Annotated in this window: 20 protein-coding genes and 4 pseudogenes; 17 read left to right on the top strand and 7 right to left on the bottom strand. The window is 59.1% G+C overall.

Going from position 1 to position 21,790, the window contains the following annotated elements:
• Positions 1-257: pseudogene (locus IVA74_RS14775) on the bottom strand (IS110 family transposase); the annotation flags it as partial.
• A 248-nt stretch (positions 258-505) separates the two neighbouring features.
• On the opposite strand from IVA74_RS14775, the pseudogene IVA74_RS14770 reads away from it, so the two are divergent.
• From IVA74_RS14770 to IVA74_RS14760, 3 pseudogenes are all read left to right on the top strand, one after another.
• Positions 506-748, top strand: a pseudogene (locus IVA74_RS14770) (IS256 family transposase); the annotation flags it as partial.
• A gap of 34 nt (positions 749-782) precedes the next feature.
• Positions 783-1,378, top strand: a pseudogene (locus IVA74_RS14765) (ISNCY family transposase); the annotation flags it as partial.
• A 682-nt stretch (positions 1,379-2,060) separates the two neighbouring features.
• A pseudogene (locus tag IVA74_RS14760) lies at positions 2,061-2,324 on the top strand (IS5/IS1182 family transposase); the annotation flags it as partial.
• Positions 2,325-2,825: 501 nt separating this feature from the next.
• Here IVA74_RS14760 and IVA74_RS14755 read toward each other — a convergent pair.
• Positions 2,826-3,635 carry an effector protein NopP gene (locus tag IVA74_RS14755; RefSeq protein WP_247290864.1) on the bottom strand — a complete coding sequence of 270 codons (810 nt, stop codon included), beginning with the start codon at positions 3,633-3,635 and terminating at the stop codon, positions 2,826-2,828.
• A 1,401-nt stretch (positions 3,636-5,036) separates the two neighbouring features.
• Here IVA74_RS14755 and IVA74_RS14750 point away from each other — a divergent pair.
• A complete protein-coding gene (locus tag IVA74_RS14750) occupies positions 5,037-5,300 on the top strand; it encodes a hypothetical protein (RefSeq protein ID WP_247344799.1) in 264 nt (87 codons plus the stop codon).
• 124 nt (positions 5,301-5,424) lie between these two features.
• Positions 5,425-5,844 (top strand): IS110 family transposase, encoded by a 420-nt coding sequence (locus IVA74_RS14745; RefSeq protein ID WP_247344797.1) that lies wholly within the window; start codon positions 5,425-5,427, stop codon positions 5,842-5,844.
• Between the two features lie 40 nt (positions 5,845-5,884).
• Here IVA74_RS14745 and IVA74_RS14740 read toward each other — a convergent pair whose 3' ends face one another.
• Positions 5,885-7,840 (bottom strand): HrpF/NolX family T3SS translocon protein, encoded by a 1,956-nt coding sequence (locus IVA74_RS14740; RefSeq protein WP_276577015.1) that lies wholly within the window; start codon positions 7,838-7,840, stop codon positions 5,885-5,887.
• A gap of 584 nt (positions 7,841-8,424) precedes the next feature.
• On the opposite strand from IVA74_RS14740, the gene IVA74_RS14735 reads away from it, so the two are divergent.
• The 6 genes from IVA74_RS14735 (at position 8,425) to sctV (ending at position 13,101) form a co-directional block, all read left to right on the top strand.
• On the top strand, positions 8,425-8,610 hold the full coding sequence (locus IVA74_RS14735; RefSeq protein WP_247290861.1) for a hypothetical protein: 186 nt from the start codon (positions 8,425-8,427) through the stop codon (positions 8,608-8,610).
• A gap of 66 nt (positions 8,611-8,676) precedes the next feature.
• Positions 8,677-8,961 (top strand): hypothetical protein, encoded by a 285-nt coding sequence (locus IVA74_RS14730; RefSeq protein WP_247344795.1) that lies wholly within the window; start codon positions 8,677-8,679, stop codon positions 8,959-8,961.
• 126 nt (positions 8,962-9,087) lie between these two features.
• The gene (locus tag IVA74_RS14725; protein WP_018458379.1) at positions 9,088-9,978 is read left to right on the top strand and encodes a hypothetical protein; all 891 of its coding nucleotides are present in this window, start codon (positions 9,088-9,090) and stop codon (positions 9,976-9,978) included.
• A gap of 36 nt (positions 9,979-10,014) precedes the next feature.
• A complete protein-coding gene (locus IVA74_RS14720; RefSeq protein WP_247344792.1) occupies positions 10,015-10,551 on the top strand; it encodes a hypothetical protein in 537 nt (178 codons plus the stop codon).
• A gap of 2 nt (positions 10,552-10,553) precedes the next feature.
• Positions 10,554-10,997 (top strand): hypothetical protein, encoded by a 444-nt coding sequence (locus tag IVA74_RS14715; RefSeq protein WP_018458377.1) that lies wholly within the window; start codon positions 10,554-10,556, stop codon positions 10,995-10,997.
• Positions 10,978-13,101, top strand: a complete 2,124-nt coding sequence (gene sctV / locus IVA74_RS14710; RefSeq protein WP_247344790.1) for a type III secretion system export apparatus subunit SctV — start codon at positions 10,978-10,980, stop codon at positions 13,099-13,101. The genes IVA74_RS14715 and sctV overlap by 20 nt, the downstream gene beginning before the upstream one ends.
• Positions 13,102-14,074: 973 nt before the next feature.
• On the opposite strand, the gene IVA74_RS41055 is transcribed toward sctV, so the two are convergent.
• The 4 genes from IVA74_RS41055 to IVA74_RS14690 form a co-directional block, all read right to left on the bottom strand.
• Positions 14,075-14,539, bottom strand: coding sequence for an ATP-binding protein (locus IVA74_RS41055; RefSeq protein ID WP_346730948.1), 465 nt, complete (start codon positions 14,537-14,539; stop codon positions 14,075-14,077).
• 991 nt (positions 14,540-15,530) lie between these two features.
• Positions 15,531-15,812: a transposase gene (locus IVA74_RS14700; protein ID WP_247344788.1), complete on the bottom strand. Its 282-nt coding sequence runs from the start codon at positions 15,810-15,812 to the stop codon at positions 15,531-15,533.
• 37 nt (positions 15,813-15,849) lie between these two features.
• Positions 15,850-16,056 (bottom strand): transposase, encoded by a 207-nt coding sequence (locus IVA74_RS14695; RefSeq protein ID WP_247344786.1) that lies wholly within the window; start codon positions 16,054-16,056, stop codon positions 15,850-15,852.
• Between the two features lie 349 nt (positions 16,057-16,405).
• Positions 16,406-17,101, bottom strand: coding sequence for a nodulation protein NolW (locus tag IVA74_RS14690; RefSeq protein WP_247344785.1), 696 nt, complete (start codon positions 17,099-17,101; stop codon positions 16,406-16,408).
• Positions 17,102-17,286: 185 nt separating this feature from the next.
• On the opposite strand from IVA74_RS14690, the gene IVA74_RS14685 reads away from it, so the two are divergent.
• The 6 genes from IVA74_RS14685 to IVA74_RS14660 are packed head-to-tail and all read left to right on the top strand — an operon-like array spanning position 17,287 to position 21,772.
• Positions 17,287-17,766 carry a nodulation protein NolB gene (locus IVA74_RS14685; protein ID WP_247344784.1) on the top strand — a complete coding sequence of 160 codons (480 nt, stop codon included), beginning with the start codon at positions 17,287-17,289 and terminating at the stop codon, positions 17,764-17,766.
• Between the two features lie 9 nt (positions 17,767-17,775).
• Positions 17,776-18,642 carry a type III secretion inner membrane ring lipoprotein SctJ gene (gene sctJ, locus IVA74_RS14680; protein WP_247344783.1) on the top strand — a complete coding sequence of 289 codons (867 nt, stop codon included), beginning with the start codon at positions 17,776-17,778 and terminating at the stop codon, positions 18,640-18,642.
• Between the two features lie 13 nt (positions 18,643-18,655).
• Positions 18,656-19,288 (top strand): nodulation protein NolU, encoded by a 633-nt coding sequence (locus IVA74_RS14675; protein ID WP_247344782.1) that lies wholly within the window; start codon positions 18,656-18,658, stop codon positions 19,286-19,288.
• Complete coding sequence (sctL, locus tag IVA74_RS14670; RefSeq protein WP_247344781.1) at positions 19,285-19,905, top strand: type III secretion system stator protein SctL; 621 nt, start codon at positions 19,285-19,287, stop codon at positions 19,903-19,905. Before IVA74_RS14675 ends, sctL begins: the two co-directional genes overlap by 4 nt.
• Before the next feature lie 47 nt (positions 19,906-19,952).
• Complete coding sequence (sctN, locus tag IVA74_RS14665) at positions 19,953-21,263, top strand: type III secretion system ATPase SctN (protein WP_247344804.1); 1,311 nt, start codon at positions 19,953-19,955, stop codon at positions 21,261-21,263.
• Positions 21,239-21,772 carry a hypothetical protein gene (locus IVA74_RS14660; RefSeq protein ID WP_247344780.1) on the top strand — a complete coding sequence of 178 codons (534 nt, stop codon included), beginning with the start codon at positions 21,239-21,241 and terminating at the stop codon, positions 21,770-21,772. Before sctN ends, IVA74_RS14660 begins: the two co-directional genes overlap by 25 nt.
• Positions 21,773-21,790 lie beyond the last annotated feature (18 nt).

The raw sequence follows: 21,790 nt of genomic DNA, 5'->3' as shown, positions 1-21,790 counted from the left end.
GCCTGGGCGATCGCCTTCACCTGCAGCGGATTGGCGATAATCACCCGTGCCACGAACGGTGCCAGAACCCGCGATACCGCCATGCTGTTGCCGGTCGCTTCGACCACCACCTCATCACTGGCCAGCAGGGTCTTGCCAAATCCCTCCAACGCAGTCCGCGTCATATCAACCCGGCCCGCATGTCGGAGCCTGCCATCCTCCCAAATCACCACCTCCCCGAAAGTTCGGTGGACCTCGATGCCAATCACCCGTCGCATTCGCACCTCCTGCCAATCAGACCACATGACGGGAGCTACGGGCGACACGACAACTACGGATTCGCGCTCTCAGCGCAACCGGGCGAGTCGCAGAGGCGGCCAGCTACTAACTCGAGCTCGCGGCTCATCGAATGCATCGGCCTGCCCGCACATCGTGCTCCCGGTGCCTCTGTCCCGATGGTCGCACCATACGCCACGACGCAGAACACCGCAGCGGAACGTTGGCACCGAGAAATCTCATACCGATTACCAACCCCATCGAAAGCACCTTCGCCACCGTTCGCCACCGCACCATCCGATCGAAGGGCTGCCTGTCCAACAAGACGGCACTCGCGATGGTCTTCAAACTGCTCGAGGCCGCGCAGAGAAGCTGGCCTCGTCTCGATGGCCACAACCAGTTGCCAAAACTCGTTGTCGGTGTGACATTCAATGATGGGATCGAGGTCATCGCCAAGCCGACCGACCGTCAGCCCATAACCGCCGCCGCCTGACCGGCTCCGGCCGTCACCAAAATTTGGCGATAGCTCGGCTGCGTTGCTCGCAGAACTCTATCGCTCAGTGCGCCTGTTCGTGAACTTCTTACAGCCGTCATTCAAGCTGATAGCGCGATGGCGCACGCGTCCGTAAATCTAATAGTGGCACCGACGCCGCCGCATGAGCGGCTGACAGCTAACCCACATACCTCCGATGCGGTTCTGGCCCGACTGCAGGAAATCTGCTTCAGCTTGGACCCGGTCGCGTTGCTCCGTAACATTCGGTCTGCGCAGCAACGTCTGGCCGACCTTGCCGACGTGAAGTCGTCGGGCGATTCCATTACTGCGGCCCCGCCCATCGACTTCTTCCTCGACAGCTTGCGAACGGCTTGGAAAGAGGGCGCATCTCGACGGACGGACCGTCCGATCCTCAAAGCGAAGCGAGGTCGTCGTCCCCTGATCCGCTCGTTTAGGCGACCCCACAGCTGCAGGAGTGGTTCAAGGCCGAGCCGTGGCGAAACGGCGCCGAGCTCCTGATAAGGCTGCAGGCGGAATATCTGCTATCCGGATAAGTTGCTGCGAACGCTTCAGCGCCGCGTCAAATCCTGGCGCAGCGAGGAGGCAAGCGCGCTGCTGTTTGGATCGGAAGATCATCCAGGGCGGTTCGATGAGGAGGGAGGCCGGTCGTTGCGCAACCCGGCCAGCTGGACCGGCCTCCCAGGTACCGGCCGTCCGTCTTCTCGGGAGCAAAATAAATGAGCCAACGATCGCTTCTTCGGGAACACTCCTCCATGAGGCATACGGCAGTACCGCTTCATTGTCGCGCAGTGTCAATCAGCGCTTGCCAAGCCGGCGGCCAGCGTCAATTATCGCTTAACTTGGCCGCCTTGTCTCAAGTTGATTGACGCGCCACAAAGTCCGGACATGGGGCCAGGAGCGTTGTTAACGCCGGCGCTCCGCGCGGGCTTTCCATGTGGACAACAACGGGATCTCTCAGGTTTCCTGGTGACCCATCCCGCACCTTTCCCCTGATCCGAGACCCCGGCCGAAGTCGATGAGCCTGGCCATAGCGGCTTTCCCGGTGCTGCCCCCAGATCGAACACGGCGAAGGCTTCAGCACGACCATTGATTTCGAGGCGTCCGGTCGAAAATCCGGGCCAGACCGTGGATCGCATGGCGTCCGAGCTGCAGATGGAGGCGTTCCGTTGAGCCGCACCGGGCCAGGCTTCGGCCTCGCCCGATTTTCGTTCGCCATTCAGGGCCCATCCCTCCGAGGACCGGCCTTTCGCGGTCGTGGCAAGCATCGTGTCGATCACAGGCGGAGCATGGCCGCTCCGGCGTCTTCGGCGTCATCGAGCGCGAGCTCCGGCGCCGTTCAGCCATCGAGCCCATCATTGCCCACATGAAGAGCGACGGCCACCTCGGCCGCTGCGATCCCAAGGGGCGTGTGTGCGATGCCAGCAACGTCATCCTCACCGCCGTCAGCCACAACCTCCGCCGCGTGATCGCCTGGCTGAGGGATTTGCTGACATCAATCCTGATCATCCTGTGGCAAGCAGGTGTCCGGTCGCAGGCGCTCAAACCGCCTTCTTAGCGGCGACGATTCCACGATGCTTGGCGGCAGCGAGTCAGTCCGAGCCTGATGAGATTTCCGCCGATCAGGCTAGCTTGGCTCCGAAGCCGCCGCACACAAGCTTGTCGAGATCGCATCTGGCATTAAGCCGGTTCAGGACGGGCCACATCGCGCCGGTCAACACGTCCGTCCTTTAAGGTCGGCGGCAGCGGCGCAGAGCTTAGCGCCAGGATCAGAGCGCATGGCTGCTGTGGCTCAATTCGCTCGACATCTCTCCTGATTTGGTGTCTTCGACCGAATTGGCCGAGACACCCTATCTCCCTCAGATTGGCGCATCAAACGGCGAAATCACTTCGGACGGGCCTGATGGTGAACATTGGTGCCTTGTTACAAAGTACCTCGCGGATCCAGTCGAATTGTCGGTTTCGCTCGGCTGAGGCTTGACCTTTGCCGCAGCTCTCCGTTTGCCTGCGCTCCTTGCTCCACCGCCTGCCCAAACATGAATGCCTGCGGATCTGGGCATTACATAAAGTCACCATCCTCTTCGGAATCTGCTGCAACCTCAGTATCACTATCGACCTTGGAGAGATAAAGCTGAGATTTAGTTGCCCGCTGCCATTCACCGAGGCTGTTTTTTGTCCACTGGGCGGACTGAGTGGGGTCAAGTACCATGTCGTCCTCGTCCACTTCAACGAAGCCCATTGTCTCTGCGCGGGCCTTCGCTTCTGCATTAGCAGGACGCCAGTTCACCAATGGTCGTTCGCCGTCTTGCCGAAGTTGATGTTCGAGCAGAATATCGCCGGCGTTCGCGACAAGCGGATGAGCAACCTGAAAATCAACAATTGAGGTGACTTCACTTCGTCCAGGGAACTGTTTTCGCCACTTATCGCTTTCGAACTCAGTCATGTTGAATCCGGCCTCCGTTCTTTGGAGGCCAACGCTCACATTTCCTAATTGGTAGCTGTAATATCGGGCGTCTTCTGAATCTCTTCTGATACCGTATTCCTTAGCGACCTCTGCTGTGCGCTTAGCTCTTGCGGATACAAATTCCGAGTACTCGTGTGGATTGTTGGCGATGCGGTTGATTGCGTCGCCATGAAAGGTCCTCACTTCTGTCCTGAAGGTAGCTCTGTCGATCTCGACCACAGGAGGTTTTCGAACGAGGGAATAACTCGGTTGCGAAGGTGAGCTGCCAGCGGACTCCTGCAATCGCGTTCTAGCGAACGCATCCGCGAAGCCCTGGCTTTCGGCACCCGCTTCCTCAGCGTTTGCTGCCCGATGATATCTTTCTTCGGCCGGAATATCGGGCCAATTGTTAACTCGACCGTACATGACGACTGCACCTGGATCATACGTCTTGCATTGCTTCAGGTCGTTAGACCTTACCCGCTTGATAGACAGCTTAGCTGTCCGTAAGCTGACGCCAGCGCATAAAGGGAAAATCCGACCCCTTTGGGCAGCTCGACCGCGTATCGTCGAGGCGTTGCGCGATGCAGGCTTCCACGTTGTCCACCCAGCACGAGGCGAGGAGGTGCTGGACTGGTGCAAGCGGCACGTCGCAAGGGGAACATGATGCGGGGCACTCGGACCCGCCGAGGCGTCGAGCTCGCCGCGAGGAAAGCGACTTCCACCGCCGCCCGAGCGTCTCGTGCGCTGGATGGCTTGCTCGACCTGGTGGCACTCCCAGTCCGAGGCAGCGAACTGCACGCAGTGTCGACTGGATATTCGGGTGGGCGCGTGGCGCGCAACGCGATCGCGAGAGTGACTCCGGATGACGTCGCCTACTACGTGGCACTGCCGTTCGACGAGCGCCTGAACGGCGGTTGGCGTAGGAAGGGGCGCGCCGTGCTCGAACTCATGGAAGCTCCGCCTTCCGAAGCCGAGTCGAGAAGACAGGCAGCCGGAGCTGAGCCATCGACTACCACGCCCGCGGCTCGTCTTCCGGTCTCGAGCCAGCTCTGCTGGATCAGTGGCGGACGACGGTCTGGCCGCCGGCGAAGTGGTAGATTACCTGAGCGCAAACGCAGCTCTTGTGCTCGCCGAAACGCTCTCGCGGAAGCCGCGCACTGCTCGTGGCGATCGCCTTCGCGACCAAGATGGCTCGGACGATTTGGGCCATGGCCACCCGGAAGGTGGATTATCGGAACCCAGCGCAGGAGGTGACGGCATCATGACGAATGCAGCACGAAATAGCCTGACGTTGGTGAAGGGTGTGAGAAGGGGACGACCCTAATGGGCGGAACGATCGAACAGATCTGGATCAGGAAAACCAGTTAGAGCTGAAGAGTCGAGGTGCTCGGAGATGAGAATTGGACTTGATCCGCGGATCACCATACCGGCCAGCGGCTTCTGAGGACGCCGTAAAGGAAGGCCTGACAGAAGAGCGCATCGTCCACACGCCGAACGGGTCAGAAACTTCTTGCATCACGGGCGGCAACGACAGAAGGCTCTACACGAAGTACCGTCAGCCCGCCAGTGGCCGCCGCCAAGGCGTCGTTTAGTCCGTCAACCGCGTATCGGACCCAGAACAACCCCGCCTACCATCGCAGAAGAAGGGTGGCGCGGCCGTCGCCGGCCGGACCGGTTGGCCGATGTGTTTTGAGTCAGAAGTGGTGCCGATGCTCGAGGCAGCCCGATATCACCGATGCGCAGTGGCTGCAGCGGCTCCATTCGTTTGGGCTGTCGCGAGCCAGCTTTCGGCCCAAAGGACAGATTGCGGAGCTGCGAGCCTACGTGCGCCAGCGCGAGCGTCTGATTGGGTACGCGGCCTCCCACATCAAGCATATGCACAAGGCCTTGACGGAGATAATCTTCAACTCCCAGGTCTCGCCGACATCACCGGCGCCACCGGCTGCGCCTCATCCGCGCGATCCTGAGGCGCTGGCGTGCTTGCGCCATTACAGTTGCCACGCTAGCGCGGAGACGATCGTGAACGCGCTCACCGGAAGCTATCGCGCCGAGCGCCTGTTTGCGCTCGAGCAGGCACTTGCGCTTTAGGACCCCTACCACGAGAAAGCATCTGTCTGCGACGCCCCGGATCGAAGCCGTGTTGAAGGCGCGTCGGAATCGAACCGATCAGGCGAACGCTCTAGCTTACGAACGTCCGCGTGGCGCTGTTCCGTTGCTCGGAAAGGACATCACCACGCTCGACGGCCTCGGTCCTTACCTCTCGCTGAAGCTGATCGCTGAATGGGGCGACGACCTCTCCTCGTGGCGAAGTGCAAAGCATTTTACCTCCTGGCTGGGACTGGCGCCGAACGACAAGGTGTCCGGCGGCAGAATGCTCTCGTCCCGAACGCGCGGATCCGGCGCTAGGGCGGCGGCACTTCTTCGCCTTGCTGCCGTAACCGTGGGCCGTACAAACACCGCGCTCGGCGGCTTTTACAGGCGACTTTCATCGCGCGTGGGGTGCGCCTCGAGTGCAGCGCGCGTTCTTCCGCCGCTTGCCGAGCGGCGGCTTCGCCCTGATGACGTGGCACATACCGACTTTCTCGAGGCCGTACTGTCGAGCGGCGCAGAAGTTGCAAGCGTCCGTCCCTGAAAAGGTAGATACGAATCGCACCTTACCCGCAACTGGCCTTTCAGGCCTCCTTCTGAGACGACGGCGGCGTAGCGACCTGACTCGGAACGCCTGCGGCCTGCATGGGCTCGCTAAGGCGTGCCTTCAGGTCGTCCAAATGGTCCTCGGCATAGGACTGCACTTTCGAGATCGCCGTATCGAGGCCGAACTGCACGGTCTGTTCGAGCATCTCCTTTGCGAGGCCCTCGCGCAGCGCGAATTTGACCTCGGGCCCAGCGACAAAGCTAATGGCCTGCCCCGCAAGATTAAGGCCAACCTCTTTCAGAGCCTGTTTCATATCACCTCCGCTAATGCCCGTATGCAGAAGGCTCAATGCTTGCGACTCGAGCTCGAGCACCATCGATATGCCATCGGCCAACTCGCCCAGTCCCGGAACGACGCCGAGCAGGCCTACTGCCGTGGCCTCCCAGTCGAGCACCTTCGAGCCCACCTTGGCTACGTCGTCGACCGCATGCATGAGGACCCCGCCATTCTTCTTCGGAGACGCGACATCGGGTTGGTCGGATACCCCCATCAACATGTCTGTGACTGCATTTTGTTCAGCGGCGGTCTTGGTGACATGGGTCTTGATCTGCTGAACGGTATGGTTCGCAGGTGACATGTTGCTATAGAAGTGCCTGAAGTCGTTGTTGCTGATATTACCGGAGTCGACCGTATGCCCGCCGCCTAAATCGAAGAACTCCTGATGGGTCTTGTAGCCCGTAATCGAATTGTTTAGCAAACGGAACAAGATCGGGTCCGAAAGCAGTTGCGATGCCGCTTCTCGTATCTTCGGGTCGAGAGTCTTGTCCTCGACCATACTCGCCAACTTGTGTCGTGTCAGGTCACCGTCCCCGAAGAAGGCGTTCTGATTCTTGTTGATCGTGTCGAGCGTGTTCAGCTCGCTTTGCGTGGAATTCATCGACGAGGAGGCGACTTGCAAGAAGTCTTCCTTGTGGATTTTATCAGTCGCACCACCGCACAACTGCTTCCAGGCGTCCGGGTGCTCGAGGAAGTGTTGAGCCGCCGCGATCAGCTGAGGCGGACACTTACCGATGTCGGCTTTGCCGTCGACGATCCGCTTGAAATCGCCCAGGCTCAAATTCTTGGGCAGGTAGTCAGAATACTTGTAAAGCTCGCGCAATGCATCATTCAACGTCATGACCGATGCTTGTCCATTCGAGGTGCCGTCGGATGGAATATAGTTCTGCTCGTAGCTTTGCGCTTGCTGCTCCTGGAATGTAGCAACCTGCGAATGGCTGGCGGAAAACTCTGACAGATCCTTGGCCTTGATCTTGCCGCCGCAGCGCCCGTCCCCTTGGGAGCCAATCGCATAGAAGAGCTCTGGATCGCGTCGCAATCCTTCGATCGCCTCCTTCAGATCCGGGGGCGTCGACGGATCGCTGGCCTTGGCTGCCATCGAGTCCCAGCTGAGTGGGCATTGGTCCTTGTGCCGGTTCAGCACTGCCACGATCTGCAACTCGGCATTGGTGAGCGTGCCGCCGTTCCACGTGATCCTAGAGCTTGGGATTGGAGTGCTCGGTACGTCAGGCGATGGAGCAGCCGTCGACGATGCGTCTGCACCAGGGGTGTCGACCGAAGAGGAATCGACCGAGGAGGAATCGACCGAGGAAGAAAAAACCGGATCCTTCATCACCGCCTCGATCGCCGCCTTCGAGTGCGCTGACAACTGGTCCAGCGAATCCTGCGGGATCTGTCGCTCTGATTGCAGTAGATCCGGTGGCGTGGAGGGAACGTCGGATTTCTCTTCCCGCGAGCAGATGGATACCATCGCCTCGAACATCGAAGGTTCGCCTTCCCGAATCTGGCCGGGGGTCTGCGCGGATGATCCCAAGGCCGACGAAGCCCCCGGAACAAGCCCGAACAGAGCTGGATCTGCACTGGCGGGCAGCGAAACGCTGTTGAGCTGCATTAGGTTCATTTCCATTCCATTGCGGTAAATACTTGGCATCGACATCGTAAGATCGAGGCTTTCAGGTTAAGGGGGCGAGCTTTCGAGAAGCTGACGACTTTTAGACGGAGCAGGACGAGCCAATGTCGGTCGTCTTAACATCCCGGAGAGGCGTCATCGTGCTCATGAAACTCATCTCCGGCTCAGAGCATGTGCAGGCACGACGCTGCTCCGACGCTTTCGCAAAGCAGGTGCCTGCGGTCGTGAGTCCCGAGTGACGATCGCTGTGGGGCCACGAAACAACATCACCACCGATTCCCGCGGTAGCATTTCCAACTGCGCGCGGTTTTGCCTCTGACTTGCCATCACACCATTGCTGATCGAGCAATGTGATGAGGTGCGTTGGGCCGGCGCCGCGATCTGGCGCTCGTCGGCATTATGTAGAGATTGAAAGTGGGGCCGAGAAATTGGCGCGGTGGCAGTCGCGGCATGTACCTGCGAATGCGCGCTCTCAGCTGGGTTCACTTGACGATAGTGAGGTTGTTCTCATTCTCGTCAGCTTCTCGACAGCTAGTCCCAGTAGCGTGAGCAATGTGAATCGCTCGGTGGTGATACCACCGTTTTGGCGGAACTGAAGTGAGAGGCACCAGATGGCCGGGGCAATCGAAGGCGTGATCCATACCAATTCTGACACTGGCAGCTCGCAGTCGGTAGCTGATCGTCAGAAGTTCGAATCGGCGTTCGGTTCGGTTCTTGCCAACGTCGCGATGCAGGCGATGGAGCGAAACATGTCAAATCTTCGCGAAGCTATAGCTGAAACAGAAGAGGATACCTGACGCCGGTTCTTCGACGTCAGTGGAGTGTTGCCATTGATGGCAGCAAAAAACGGAAGGTGAAGCGATATGACCAAAACAAGCTCTACTAGCCCTTCTACTGGTGGTGTCCACGACTCCCATGATAGCAAGACTGATGGCAAGACTGCTAGCAAGACTGATACCAAGTCCGCGGGTCCCGGCGTCGGTAACTCGGCGACCGATAACGTTGGTGGGACGGGTACCTTCGAGAAACTGATCGACGAATTGAAGGCGGTTAACCAGCAGGCCATGGTGCAGGACATAAAGTTGCGTGCACTGACGACCGAGCTCTCGAGTGAGAGGAAGGCGGCCAGCGAGCGCGTCAACGGATAACGGTGAAAGGCGGGGCGAATCTCGCCCCGCCGTTCCGGTCGTCGGGGTGATGTGAGTGGTGCGGCCTAGGAATGAGTCGTGCGACCAATCGCCCTGCCGTGCTCCTCATAGTTCGGAGAATTGTCCGTGAATGAGGCCGCCTCCTTACATTTCGAGGTACTGTCGGGACCTTATGCTGGGCTAAGCGGGAAGGCGGCTGTCGGAACGAGCCTTATCGGTAGCGGCCTCGACGCGGATATGGTTTTCGTCGAACAAGGGCTTGAGCCGCATCACCTACGTATCACCCTCGTTGGCAATTCAATCGAGCTTGAAGCTCTTGCGACCGTAAGCACCCCAGAGGGCGAAGGGGATATCGCCGCAGGTGAGCGTGTTGTTCTTTTTCTTCCCGCCGTCATTCGTGCGGGCGCCATGTCTATTCGCTGGTCGATGCAGAATGCGATTGAGGCTCGGTCGATCAGCCTCTCGCGCGTTTGGATTTCAGCTCTCGCCCTCGTGCTCCTCAGCTTTCTTGGCGTAGGCAGTCTCTCGACGATTTTCTTCAAAGCCAGCGGAAGTGCACCGACCGGCATTGCTCCGCCTGCCGCAGAGCTTGTACCCAAGCTGGGTATGAACCGGCCTGACGATCGGCGAGCTCAGGCTGCGGCCGAAGTGCTGAAACAGGAAATTGATAAGGCGGGCCTGCTCGATATCAGGGTTGGTTCGGGGCCGGGTTTTGTTAGCGCTGAGGGAAAAGTCACGCCTGCAACCGTTGCGAAATGGCAGGAGCTCCAGCAATGGTTCGATGGTCGTACATACGGTGCGGTGACACTGGTGAACGGAGTGATCGTCAAGGAGGAAAAGCAGCCATCCTCAATCGCGATCGAAGCTGTTTCGCGCGGACCCCAGCCCTATCTCCTTGTCGGTGGGCAGAAGTATTTCGTCGGCGCTCTCTTGGCCGACGGATGGGCGGTCACTCGAATCGAGGATGGGCGTGTGCTGCTAAGCCGCAATGGCCGCGTTGTTGCCGTTCCGTATTAGGGTTTCCGGGCCCGAAGGAAGGATAAGGAGATCGTCATGTCAAAGGTGTCCCGCTACGATGTCGGGCCTGGCACTGCTTCGCAGAGACTCAGCGAGCACCATCATCAACCAGTGATAGGGCCGACCATCCAACCCAATAAAGGTGAGGCGGACGGTGCTCGTGCAAACGGCGAGAAGGAGCTGGCGTCGATCTGGGGCGATCTGAACACGCGCTATATGCCGCTGGATCTAGCGATCGAAGCCGCATCGGAGGCCAAAGATATTGATGCAGTCGGGCGTGTCAGTCTCAACGAGATGCGCACTCGCATTTATGAGCTCGAGCAACGCGCTGGGATGGCATCGCTCTACGGGCGCGATATCGCGCACGATCTACTCTCCTTCGTCACGCCAAGCCTTCGTCATCCGGACATGCTGCGGGCGGAGCGGTATAGCATTGTTCTGGAAGGTCTCGTCCATAAGCTGGCGGCCGCGCCTGCGGATCCGATAGCTGGGGGCGGTATCGTCGTCCTACGGCAGGGACTGCACTGGCTAGCGCTGCTCCGCCGGAATCGGAATAGCTTGATCGAAGCCTAACAATGTTCAACTCCGATGGAGCGCAACGGACGACCAACGTTTCCAAATCCGATAACGACTCACTGAGTTCCGGGCAGGAGCGCGATTTGCTCTGTACACTTTCGTATCTTCACCTTGCATGTGGGCAGAGCGCAGAATGCGTGGCTCTCTTACGACTCATCGTCGGCAAGGACTCGCGAGATGTCGATCTATTACGGATTCTCGCCTATGCCCTCATCTTGGAAGGTCTCGGAGGTGAGGCGTTGCAGGTCATAGATAGGCTGAACACACTTGATGACGAACCCTCGGCGCGTATCTCTTTGATGCTGTTGCGTAGCCACGCCCTGCGGCGGGCCGGCCTCATAGACGAGGCGCTCGCCGCTTTCCAACGCTATGTCTCGTTGCGTGACGGCACTGGCCTGATCAATCAACGATCGGAAGGTCCCCATGACCAGCGTCCTGCGTAAGATCATTGCGCGCGCGTCGGCCAGCTCCGATTTGATGGTCGCGTTGATGCTGCTTCTGACGGTCGGCATGATGATCATGCCGATCCCGATAGTGGCGATCGATACGCTCGTCGGCTTCAATCTGGGCTTCGCCATATTGCTGCTGATGGTCGCTCTCTATATTAGCACTCCACTTGATTTCTCGTCCTTGCCAGGCGTCATTCTGATTTCCACGGTATTCCGTCTGGCGCTCACCGTATCAACGACGCGGCTGATCTTGGCTGAGGGGGATGCGGGCAGCATCATTCGCACGTTCGGTGATTTCGTCATATCGGGGAATATCGTCGTTGGTATTGTCATATTTTTAGTCGTGACCATGGTGCAGTTCATCGTCGTGGCCAAGGGGGCTGAACGCGTGGCGGAGGTGGCGGCGCGGTTCACGCTCGATGCTCTGCCAGGCAAGCAGATGGGAATCGATGCGGAATTGCGCAATGGCCATATCGATCAGAACGAAGCCCGCAGCCGGCGCGCTACATTGGAGAAAGAAAGCCAGCTTTACGGGGCTATGGATGGCGCCATGAAATTCGTAAAGGGCGACGCCATCGCAGGATTGGTGGTTATCTGCGTCAACATGCTGGGCGGGATCACCATCGGCCTGCTCTCCAAGGGCATGTCTTTCCAGGCGGCGCTGCATCAATATACCCTGCTGACCATAGGTGATGCGTTAATCTCACAAATTCCCTCGCTGCTGCTCTCGATTACAGCTGCGACAATCATCACTCGTGTAAATGGGGTCGTAAGGCTCAATCTTGGGACCGACATCGTTAACCAGCTCACAGCAAACTCGCACGCATTGCGGCTGTCTGCCTGCGTCCTCGTTGTAATGGGGGCTATTCCGGGTTTTCCGCTCCCTGTCTTTCTCGTCTTGGCTGCAGTCTTTGCGGCAGCGAGCTTTGCCGACGGTGGGACCCAAAGCGGCAAGAAAAGCGCTGATGTCTCTCGCCCGGCTCCCACAGAGTCTAACAAGGAAATCGTGCCTGCGGAGGCGCTTCCCATCGCGTTGTTCCTTGCGTCAAGTCTGACACGGGCGATCGACAAAGAAGAATTGCAACAGCACATTGCACGCGTTTCGGGACTGATCTCGTCTGATCTCGGCATCACAATTCCGCGCATCCCCATCGAGGTCGACGAGCGCTTGCCAGACCTGCAGTACAGGGTGGATGTCGAGGGCGTGCCCGTCGAGCAGGAGTTAATTGATCCAACCCAGCTCGCACTCCACGACGATCCGGCCAACATTGAATTGAGTGGCATCCCGTTTCGGCATGACCGGGAGACGGATCAAATCTGGATTGAACAGAGCAATGCACCGGCTCTCAAAGCAGCCGGCATCGGGCACCACCGTCCCATTGAAATCCTGGCCTTGCGCGTCCATTCGGCGTTGACCCGCTATGCACAGTGCTTGGTGGGTATCCAGGAGACGCGCCAGTTGCTGGGCCGCATGGAGACGGAATATTCCGATCTGGTCAAGGAGGTGTTGCGTACGACGCCGATCCCTAAAGTAGCCGACGTCTTGCGGCGCCTCCTGGAGGAGGGTATTCCGATCCGGAACACACGGCTGGTTTTGGAGGCATTGGCCGAATGGAGCGGACGTGAACAAAACGTCGTCTTGCTCACGGAACATGTTCGCTCCGGTCTGAGACGGCAAATCTGCCACCGGTATGCCAACGCACACCGCGTCGTGCCGGTCTTTGTCATCGAACGTCAAACCGAGGATATCGTGCGCAGCGCGGTTCGAGAGACTGCCAAAGGACCCTACTTGGTTTTGAGCGACGGGCAAAGCGAGGCGCTGCTTTCAAAAATGCGTCACATCCATTCGAACGTAGTTCGGGCGCAGATCAAGCCGGTTATCCTTGCTTCGATGGATATTCGACGCTTTGTCCGCGGCTTTCTCACCCGTAATGGGATCGATCTTGCTGTTCTATCCTATCAGGACCTTGCCTCGGACTTCACAATCCAGCCTGTTGGATCCATTACACTCGCAGCTGCAAAGGACGACGACGCCCCGTCCGAGGAACTCAGCAACACGCTCCTTGCGCCCGATTCACAGGCGCAGCAGTCAATTTAAGAAGGACCGCATGAATTCACCTCGTAAGGCAGCGCGGTGGCGCTTGGGTTCATTTTGTCTGCTTTCGTGCTCGGCTCTCTTCGCCACTCTGGGGCTCTGCAGTTGCGCTAGCTGGGATAGACCAGCTCTTCAAATGCAAGAGCGGCCGGCGCCAAAGTTGCTCGGCGCCAAAGATATCGATCCAGCTATGCGCGAACGCATTGAGTGCGCGATCGGCCGGACTCCTGACCAGGAGCTTTGCGCGACGCGTTGAAGCAAAAAAGCTCGGAAGATCAACGCAGCGGATCGGTCTTGCGTGTCGATGCGAAAGCGCCTCGCATTGATTGCTCGTCAACGTCTGCCTGGACCTGCGACCTATATGCGCTCAAGACTAAATGCGTTAACTTGAGAACGTGGGACGCTTCGTGAGCCACAACCGCAATACAAGCAATCGCGTCAGCGCAGCGTATTCCGATTGCGCGGACCAAATCACGTTGTCCGCAACGATCGGTGCACGATATCGCGCAATGCAAGCACCCGCCCGCTGCGCTGGCGCTGCCGCCCTACACAAGTGACCCGGGCATACCTAATAGTAGCGGACGTATTGGTTCTGTTGTCTCTTGCTCGAGGTCTCGCCGGCCGGCTATCACGCCTGGCGCGAGCGTCCGGACAGAGCACGCACGACGACCAATGCTGCGCTCTCGACTGATATCTCATCAGGACAGCGGCGCTCGGGGACGGCAACCCACGGGTCTATGCCGCGCTGCGGGCACAAGGACCTGGCGCCAGCCATGGCCGGATCGAATGCCTAATGCATCGGCAAGGCATCGGCGCCATGATGGCCCGGCCGCACCGCGTTGCCGACAGCCGTCATGGCCTGCCGATCGCGCCAAACCTCATCGATCGCAACTTTAGGGCCGCAGCAGCGAACCGGATCTGGCTCGCCGACATCACTTACGTTTCGACTGCAGATGGCTGTTGTACCTGGTGGCGATCATGGACCTCTGTCAACGGGCAGCGAACTTTCCGTGAGAATGTCCAGATTTCCCTGGGTGACGGCGATTGTGCTTCGGGGATCAGCCGCTAAGTCATTGGTCCTTCCAGGCGGGCGGCCGCGGCGCTTGGGCTGCGGCGGGTTGGCGAGCGGACGTTTTCCGAGACGAGAGCGGCGTGCTGGCGGAGCCGATAGCTCGATCCCTCGATGTGATAACAATTGCGTGGGGAAGCAGTCCATCAAGCACTGCTGTGGCCAGTTTGAATTGAGGATCATCGCGCCCTTGTCATAGCGGGCGTCTTCCAACTGGAAGAACAGATTGCCGCCGCCAGGCGCGACCGGGAGGTAACCGATTTCGTCGACGACAAGGAGGGAGGCGCGGGCGAGGAACCGCAGGTGCTGGCGCACGGTGGTCGTCACGATGTCCGCGATCGTGGCGAACGCGACGCTCTTTCCCGCCTTCACGGCCTCGACCGCGAGTGCCGGCGTGAGATCGCTCTTGCCGGTGTCGCAAGCAGATGAATTTCAATTGGGCAAGCGCCAGAATGCGATTGCGATCGAGCTGGAATGCGAAGTCGAAGCCAGCGAGCCTTTTTGACCGTGGTCAGGCGAGACATTCTCAGCGCGGTGCTGACACCGCGACTGTCGCGCACGGTCAGCTCCTCGATAAGCGTTTCGAGCGCCTCAATCCAGGTGACCTCACCCTCTTTCAATCCGCCGCAGCGTGGTGTCCAGCATTCTGAGCGCACCTGGCATGTTGAGTGCGACTAGGCCTTTCTTGACGCTGTCGATCGCTGCCGGCTGCGCGTGGATGGTTATGGCCGGCCTTCCGATTGGGGGAGGCGCTTGCGACACCTCGGTAACACCCAGCGACCGCCTTGGCATGTGATCGCCTGCCCGATCGACGAGGGCTTCGGATACGCCTGGTCGCGACCTAGACCGGTTGACCGCCTGTCGATGCTCGGGCGCGACGCGAGTTCGCCGGCGGCCTTCTCTAGAACGGGATGGACGGCAACGATTGCGCTTGATCGAGAATGGGATTACATCGGGCAATTGCTGCACCTCGACACTGCGCCGCGTATGGTCGGGTATGCTGTAATAGTTCCCACTGATCCACACGAGCCCGTCGTGGCTGACACGGGTGGCGTTCGGCATTGGACTGGACCCCCGATCGGCATCCAAAAGGGGCTCTGACTCATGTGTGGAACGGCCCGGGCTGCAAGATCGTTCTCTGGTCGAACAAGGGATGACGGTGCGGTCATAAACGCGGCGCCCGGCCGCTGGCCACGATGATATCCGCGGAAGCAATCGGCCAATCAATTTCTCGCGCTCGAAGCGCAGTAAGCCAGGCGGTCTGATTGCGACCGGGAATGTCGTCATTCGGGGTTCATCCAGATTTGAACCTTGCCTCCTCGGCAGCTTTCTTCTTCCGCCGGAGACTTCTTAAGATTAGGTTTCAGCATTGCACGCGACGCATGATAGATGCCGCCTCTGACCAGCAAGGCCCATATGGTGCGCGCAAGCTATTGGCGAACTCCACCGCTATGAGCTTGACGGCCCGTCTTTGCAGCATGGTCCGAATCCAGAGCGGGACTTTCGAGCCTCGCTTGCCAAGCTTGATGATTGAGGTCGCACCAACGATCAAGTGCGTCCGTAGTTGCCGATTTTCAGGCTTTGATACTGCCCCGAGCCTTTCTTTCCCGCCGCTCGACTGTGCCCTCGGTGTTAACCCGTCCAAGCCGCAAAATGCGGTGCAGTCGCAAAACCGGGGCCATTCAAGACTGCTGTCCGAACGCCAGCGCCGCTACCAGTGCCTTCTCCGAGCGCTGATAGCGTTGAACAGCTTGGTCGAGAACCGCCCCTGACGGTCCTGCGGCACCTTCACCCGGGGTGATCAGCGAGCGGGTATAGTAGCCGGAGCGATAGCCCAGCCGCGCCTCGCCCAGCGCCTCCGCCATCGTGGCTTCGAGAGCTTCCTGCACCGCACCCCGGATTAGCGGTTTCAGGATCCCTTTCCGACGCAATAAGCTGTTTGACGGTAGAGCCATCCGTCCTAATCTTCGTCACGGTCTTGGTGGCCTTGCTCCGCTAGGGGCGGTGATCTTCGCAAGCACCGGATTTACTATGACCGCTTCAGCCGCTAGCTTTTGCAGAACCTCCCGCACACTACCACCGGATATCCCGATACTGGTGGACAAGGTCGCGCAGCGACAATTCTCGTGTTCTGGAGCCGATTTACGACACGTTCGTCTCGCCCTGCTTGTGCGGCGTCTGATCAGACGATCGGTCCAGCCTCCTTGCACACCCCGCGTAACGGCTGATTGAGCGGTATCATCTTGGGCCCGGCCCTTGCGCAGGCAAGGTACCCTCCTGACGCGGCAGGTCTGAAGAGTACGGGGCTTCAGTTCGCCCATCCCGAACGATCGTCGCGGAGGCGCCGCGATATAACATCAGCACAGATTCCCGAGACGGCATCTCGATGGAGCGAGGTCGCGCCTGCGCCTCCGCCACGAGACCATTGAGCGTCTGATCCACGAGTGCGATGAAGCGTGGTGGACCGGACGCAAGGACTAGGCCATTTCCCGGAGCCGATCTCATGATGTAGCGTTCGTCGGAAATGGCGAGCGCATCGAGGGTTGCCTTGAGCGCGTCGCAGCTGATTGAAGTTAGCAGAAGCAGACGAGTTTGCGCTTCCTTTGCGGTAGAGACGTAAAGCACGAGCCCATCGTAATACCATTGAAGATTGTAGACTTGAGTCAGATGATCAAGGAACTCGCGCGGTGGCAGGTCCGGCATGTGCCCGCGAATCCGACCCTTCACCTCGGCGCTGATGGTGACTTTAATATTGAGGTTGTTGCCGAATTCCTGCAGCGCGGCAGAAAGCTCCTGATCCAGAACCGTATATCGATAAGGGGTCGAGGGCAGCGACAGGGGAGCGCCGCGCGCGATCTGTGTTCCGCCGGAAACGAAAACGGCGACACACAGAACTCCGTTCAAAACGTGCGGGATTATGGATCGGATGAGCATTCATGGTTCTCTTTGACTTAAACTAACAGGAGTACGTTCGGTACGTGAACGCGAAACGTGATCTTTAGATGGCGATGTGCGGGCGAACTCGTCAGCTTGTCGTCAGCTGGCCTGTCTAGGACATTGAGCCGCTAATCGGCTTGAACGGCTGGTCGTATCACATCTCGATGAGAGCGAGTCTTTCCATGATGATGTTAGGCGCTGCGCCGATCTCTCACAATCTAGAAGGCCTGTCCAAGGCCTGTTCGGCAACAGCGGTCGACGAGCAGGTCCAGTTTCAGCAGAGTCTCTTGCAAGCGGCTTCGGTTCAAGACCTTGCGCCTCCAGTAACGGGAGCGGCGGCGGTTCCGCCGACATCCGAGGTATCGCGTGCAACAACACAGGCGAGCCCGCTGGGCGATCGCATCCTCCAGAATCTTTCTGCGATGTATCCGGTCAATGCAGTTCCAAAAGGTGCGGAGACCGGGTCGACGTCGGAGCCCCTTTTGCTGCAACCGGGCAAAGCGGAAGCAGGTGTGCCGGGCGCCCCCAGTGGCGCAGGTGACTTCGAGGCGATGTTGGCGAATCTGAAGGATGTTTCTGACAGCGTCATCCAGGTAACACTCATTTCAAATGGCATCGGTAGCCTCGGTTCATCTCTGAATAAGCTGATATCGGCGGGCTGAGTGGGGCGAATGATTGGTTTAATCGATCGCGAAAGCGATCAGGCGCGCCCATTCCGCAAGCGGCTTCAACTTGTGGCTCTGCTGCCGCTCCTGCTTGCCCTGGTTGGTTGCAAAGCCGATCTCTACACGAAAGTTCAGGAGCGTGAGGCCAATGAGATGCTTGCGGTCCTCCTCAAGAACGGGGTCGATGCCCTCCGCGTTGCTGCTAAGGACGGGACTATCACGATCCAGGTCGAGCAGACTCAGATTGCTTCCGCAATCGACCTGCTGAATGGCGAAGGGTTGCCGCGCCACGCTTTCAAGAGTCTAGGCGAAGTGTTCAGCGCGGCGGGTCTGATTGCTTCGCCAATCGAGGAGCGCGCCCGTTACGTCTATGCGCTGAGCGAGGAATTATCTCGCACGATCAGTGATATCGATGGTGTCCTCTCGGCGCGCGTCCACGTTGTTCTGCCAAAGAACGACCTGTTGCGACGTGACACCACGCCATCTTCGGCGTCGGTTTTCATCCGACATGACTCGAGGGCAAATCTCTCAATCTTGCTGCCGCAGATTAAAATGCTCGTCGCCAACAGCATCGAGGGCTTATCCTATGACAAGGTGGCTGTTGTTTTCGTCTCAGTCGAGCGGCCCGCACTAGAGCCGCGACCGGCGGCTGCGGCTGGTCTCGCCCAAGCATCTGGAGTCATTTCGACGCCATTGGTTGCGGTTGGCATGGGTCTCGGCGGCTCTGTATTCGGCGTGCTGTCCTGCGTCTTGCTGAGCGCTCGTGGGCGTCAGCGCAGGCAATCATCTCAGAAAGTTAGCGCTGTTGGTGGGCGCTCGGCTGTCTCTGCTATGGAGATGATTCGCAAAGCGATTAAGCGTAATGCGGCGTAGTGTGGTATCCGACATGACGAGACCGAATCCGTCTGCCGAGCGGCATGATCCGCTGAAACTAGCCTCTGTAGGTATTCGTAAGCTTGCTGCCACGATTCATCCGACCCGCCTTGCCGCGCGACTTGACGCGAACCTCTCGTCCGCGACGTTGGTGCGACTGCAGAAGAGTCCTAGGCTGCAGATAAGACTGCAAGCGTTGCTGCTTGAAGATGAAATGGGCTTGAACGGAGGTGACTTCGGGCCAGACCTTCTCCTCGGGCATGATCCGAGCAGGGCTGCCCTCCTCGCCGGCGGCATTTGGCATGCCCGTTCGCTGACAAGGCTGGTTTCAAAGCATGATGTCGCCGTTCTGGTCGAGCACGTCGGCACCGAGGTGCTGGCTTTCGGGATCCGACATGCAGCGCATGCGGTTTCGACCAGATTAATTGCTGATCCTCAACAACTCGCGCTAGGGATTGAAGACGATGGACATGCCTGCCTCGGCGCTTGGCTCGATGAAGCGTCAACGCTTGATTGCCGCCGCGTGCTTCTACGCCTAGCTGTCGGAACGGCCGCCGACAATCCGGCGACTGAACACCGCGATGCCGCGGGCCAATTGTTTTCGCCGGTGTTGGCCCATTTGGCGAGGGAGGCCCCAGCGGGATGACAGACGACGAAACTGCGCCGCCCGTCGCTCCGCACATCCGCCCCCTTGGGCCACTCATAGCGGCGAGGGATCTCGAGATTTGGCACAGCGCCCTCGAGGCGCGTGCCGTGGCCGAGCGCAATCTGAAGCGCGTTCGCGGCTGGGCGCGCAGAGCTTATCAGAAGGAGCGTGCGCGCGGCCATGCTGAGGGGGTGAGGGCCGGCGCCGAGGAAATGGCACAGCTGGTCGCGCAGGCTGCCTCGGAAGTGGCACGACGAAAGGCCGTTTTGGAGCAGGAACTGTCAACGCTCGTGATGGACATCGTAACTGATCTACTGGGCGATTTCGATCCCGGCGAGATGTTGGTGAGGACGGTTCGTCACACGATTTCGCACAGATATGGCGGGCCGAAACTGTCCCTTCATGCGTCCCCCATGGATGCTGATGCGCTTACGCGCGAATTTGCTGCCTGCGACGGACGGGAGGACCGGCCGGAAGTCCGAATTATTCCGGACCCGGCGCTGTCAGCGAACGAATGCGTGCTGTGGAGCGAATTTGGCAATATCCATCTCGGACTTGACGCGCAGCTCCGCGCATTGCGTTTGGGGCTTGGGTTAGATCATGAGGCAGACGAATAGTGACGGCGCCGAGACCAGACCATAGCTGTCCTGATGGAGATGGGACTCTGCACGCGGCGCTGGCGCGTCTGCGAACTACGGCAAGCCATGTGGACACGCGTGCCGTACGCGGGCGGATCACGCGTGCGATCGGCACGTTGATCCATGCAGTTTTGCCGGATGCTTGTATTGGAGAAGTTTGTGTGCTCAAGGATCCGCGCACCGGATGGTCGCTTGAGGCCGAGGTGATCGGTCTGTTGCAGGACGGCGTATTGCTGACGCCGATCGGTGACCTGCAAGGCATGTCCGGCCGCGCAGAAGTCGTTGCCACTGGCCGAATGCACGAAGTGCCGGTCGGCCCCAATTTGCTTGGTCGGGTGATCGACAGCTTCGGCCGTCCACTCGATGGCAAGGGCGCAGTCAAAGCCATGGAGACGCGCCCGCTGCGCGGCAAAGCGCCAAATCCAATGACGAGGTGCATCATCGCTCGCCCTCTGCCACTCGGTGTTCGCGTCTTGGATGGTCTTCTGACATGCGGCGAGGGCCAACGCATCGGCATTTATGGAGAGCCTGGTGGCGGCAAGTCGACGTTACTGTCGCAGATCGTAAAAGGCGCGGCCGCTGACGTGACCGTGGTTGCGCTGATAGGCGAGCGTGGACGCGAAGTGCGTGAATTCATCGAGCGGCATCTTGGGGAGACTGCCCTCCGCCGCACGGTCGTCGTCGTTGAGACCTCCGATCGCTCAGCGACGGAGCGGGCGCAATGTGCTTATACGGCAACCGCGCTCGCCGAATATTTTCGCGATCAAGGCCTGCGCGTCGTTCTGATGATGGATTCATTGACGCGATTTAGCCGCGCTATGCGGGAGATCGGGCTTGCTGCCGGTGAGCCACCGACTCGCCGGGGCTTTCCTCCCTCTGTCTTTGCAATGTTGCCAGGTTTGCTGGAGCGCGCTGGTATGAGTGAGCGTGGCTCAATCACCGCCTTCTATACCGTGCTTGTGGAAGGTGACGGCACGGGCGATCCAATCGCCGAGGAAACGCGTGGCATTCTCGATGGTCATATCGTTCTTTCACGCTCTCTCGCGGCGCGGGCGCATTTCCCCGCCATCGACGTACTGTCGAGCCGCAGCCGCGTCATGGATGCCGTCGTATCTGCACCGCATCGCAAGGCAGCATCCCTCTTCCGTGATCTTATCTCCCGTCATGCGGAGGCCGAATTTTTGATCAAGGTTGGCGAATACAAGCAAGGCAGCGATCCGCTGACGGACCGAGCTGTCGCTTCGATCGATGATCTGCGCGAGTTTTTACGCCAGGGTGAAAACGATGCGTCCACTTTTGAGGAAACCGTCACATGGATGTGCCGTCTGACCGCATGAGTTGCATACACGTTTCGAGCTTGCGGCAAGTGAAGGATATGCGCGAGCGTAGTGCACGTAGTGAGTTGTCCAATATGGAAGCCAAGCGTCATATCGCGACCTCGGCCGCGGAGCACGCATGGCAGGAACTTGGAATTGCTGAAAAGCATCATACAGAGGCCCAGGCGGAGGTTTACCAGCAGTTGATGTCGGTCGGTACCTTGTCCGTCGTTGAACTCGATCATTGCCAGCTCACCCTTGAGAGGCTAGCGATTGAGATCACCTCGAAACGCCGCACACTTGAGGAGGCGCGTATCACTCAAAAGCAGGCCGAGACAGCGGCATCCGAGAGGCGTGCGCACTGGGCGAAGCGTTCCGCAGCGACTCATAAATGGCGACAAATCGAGACCGACGTCCGGCGTGCGGCCGATACCCATTCGGAAGTAACAGCCGAGCTAGAGGCTGATGATGAAGTCTTGCTTCGCCATGGGAGGGGTTTGCCCACGCTGGTGGCGGGCGGTTCAATTTGATGACCGCTAGTCCAGTTG

Origin of the sequence: Bradyrhizobium sp. 132, from assembly GCF_023074185.1 — a bacterium.
Classification (GTDB): domain Bacteria; phylum Pseudomonadota; class Alphaproteobacteria; order Rhizobiales; family Xanthobacteraceae; genus Bradyrhizobium.
This window is presented reverse-complemented; position numbering and strand designations above follow the sequence as displayed.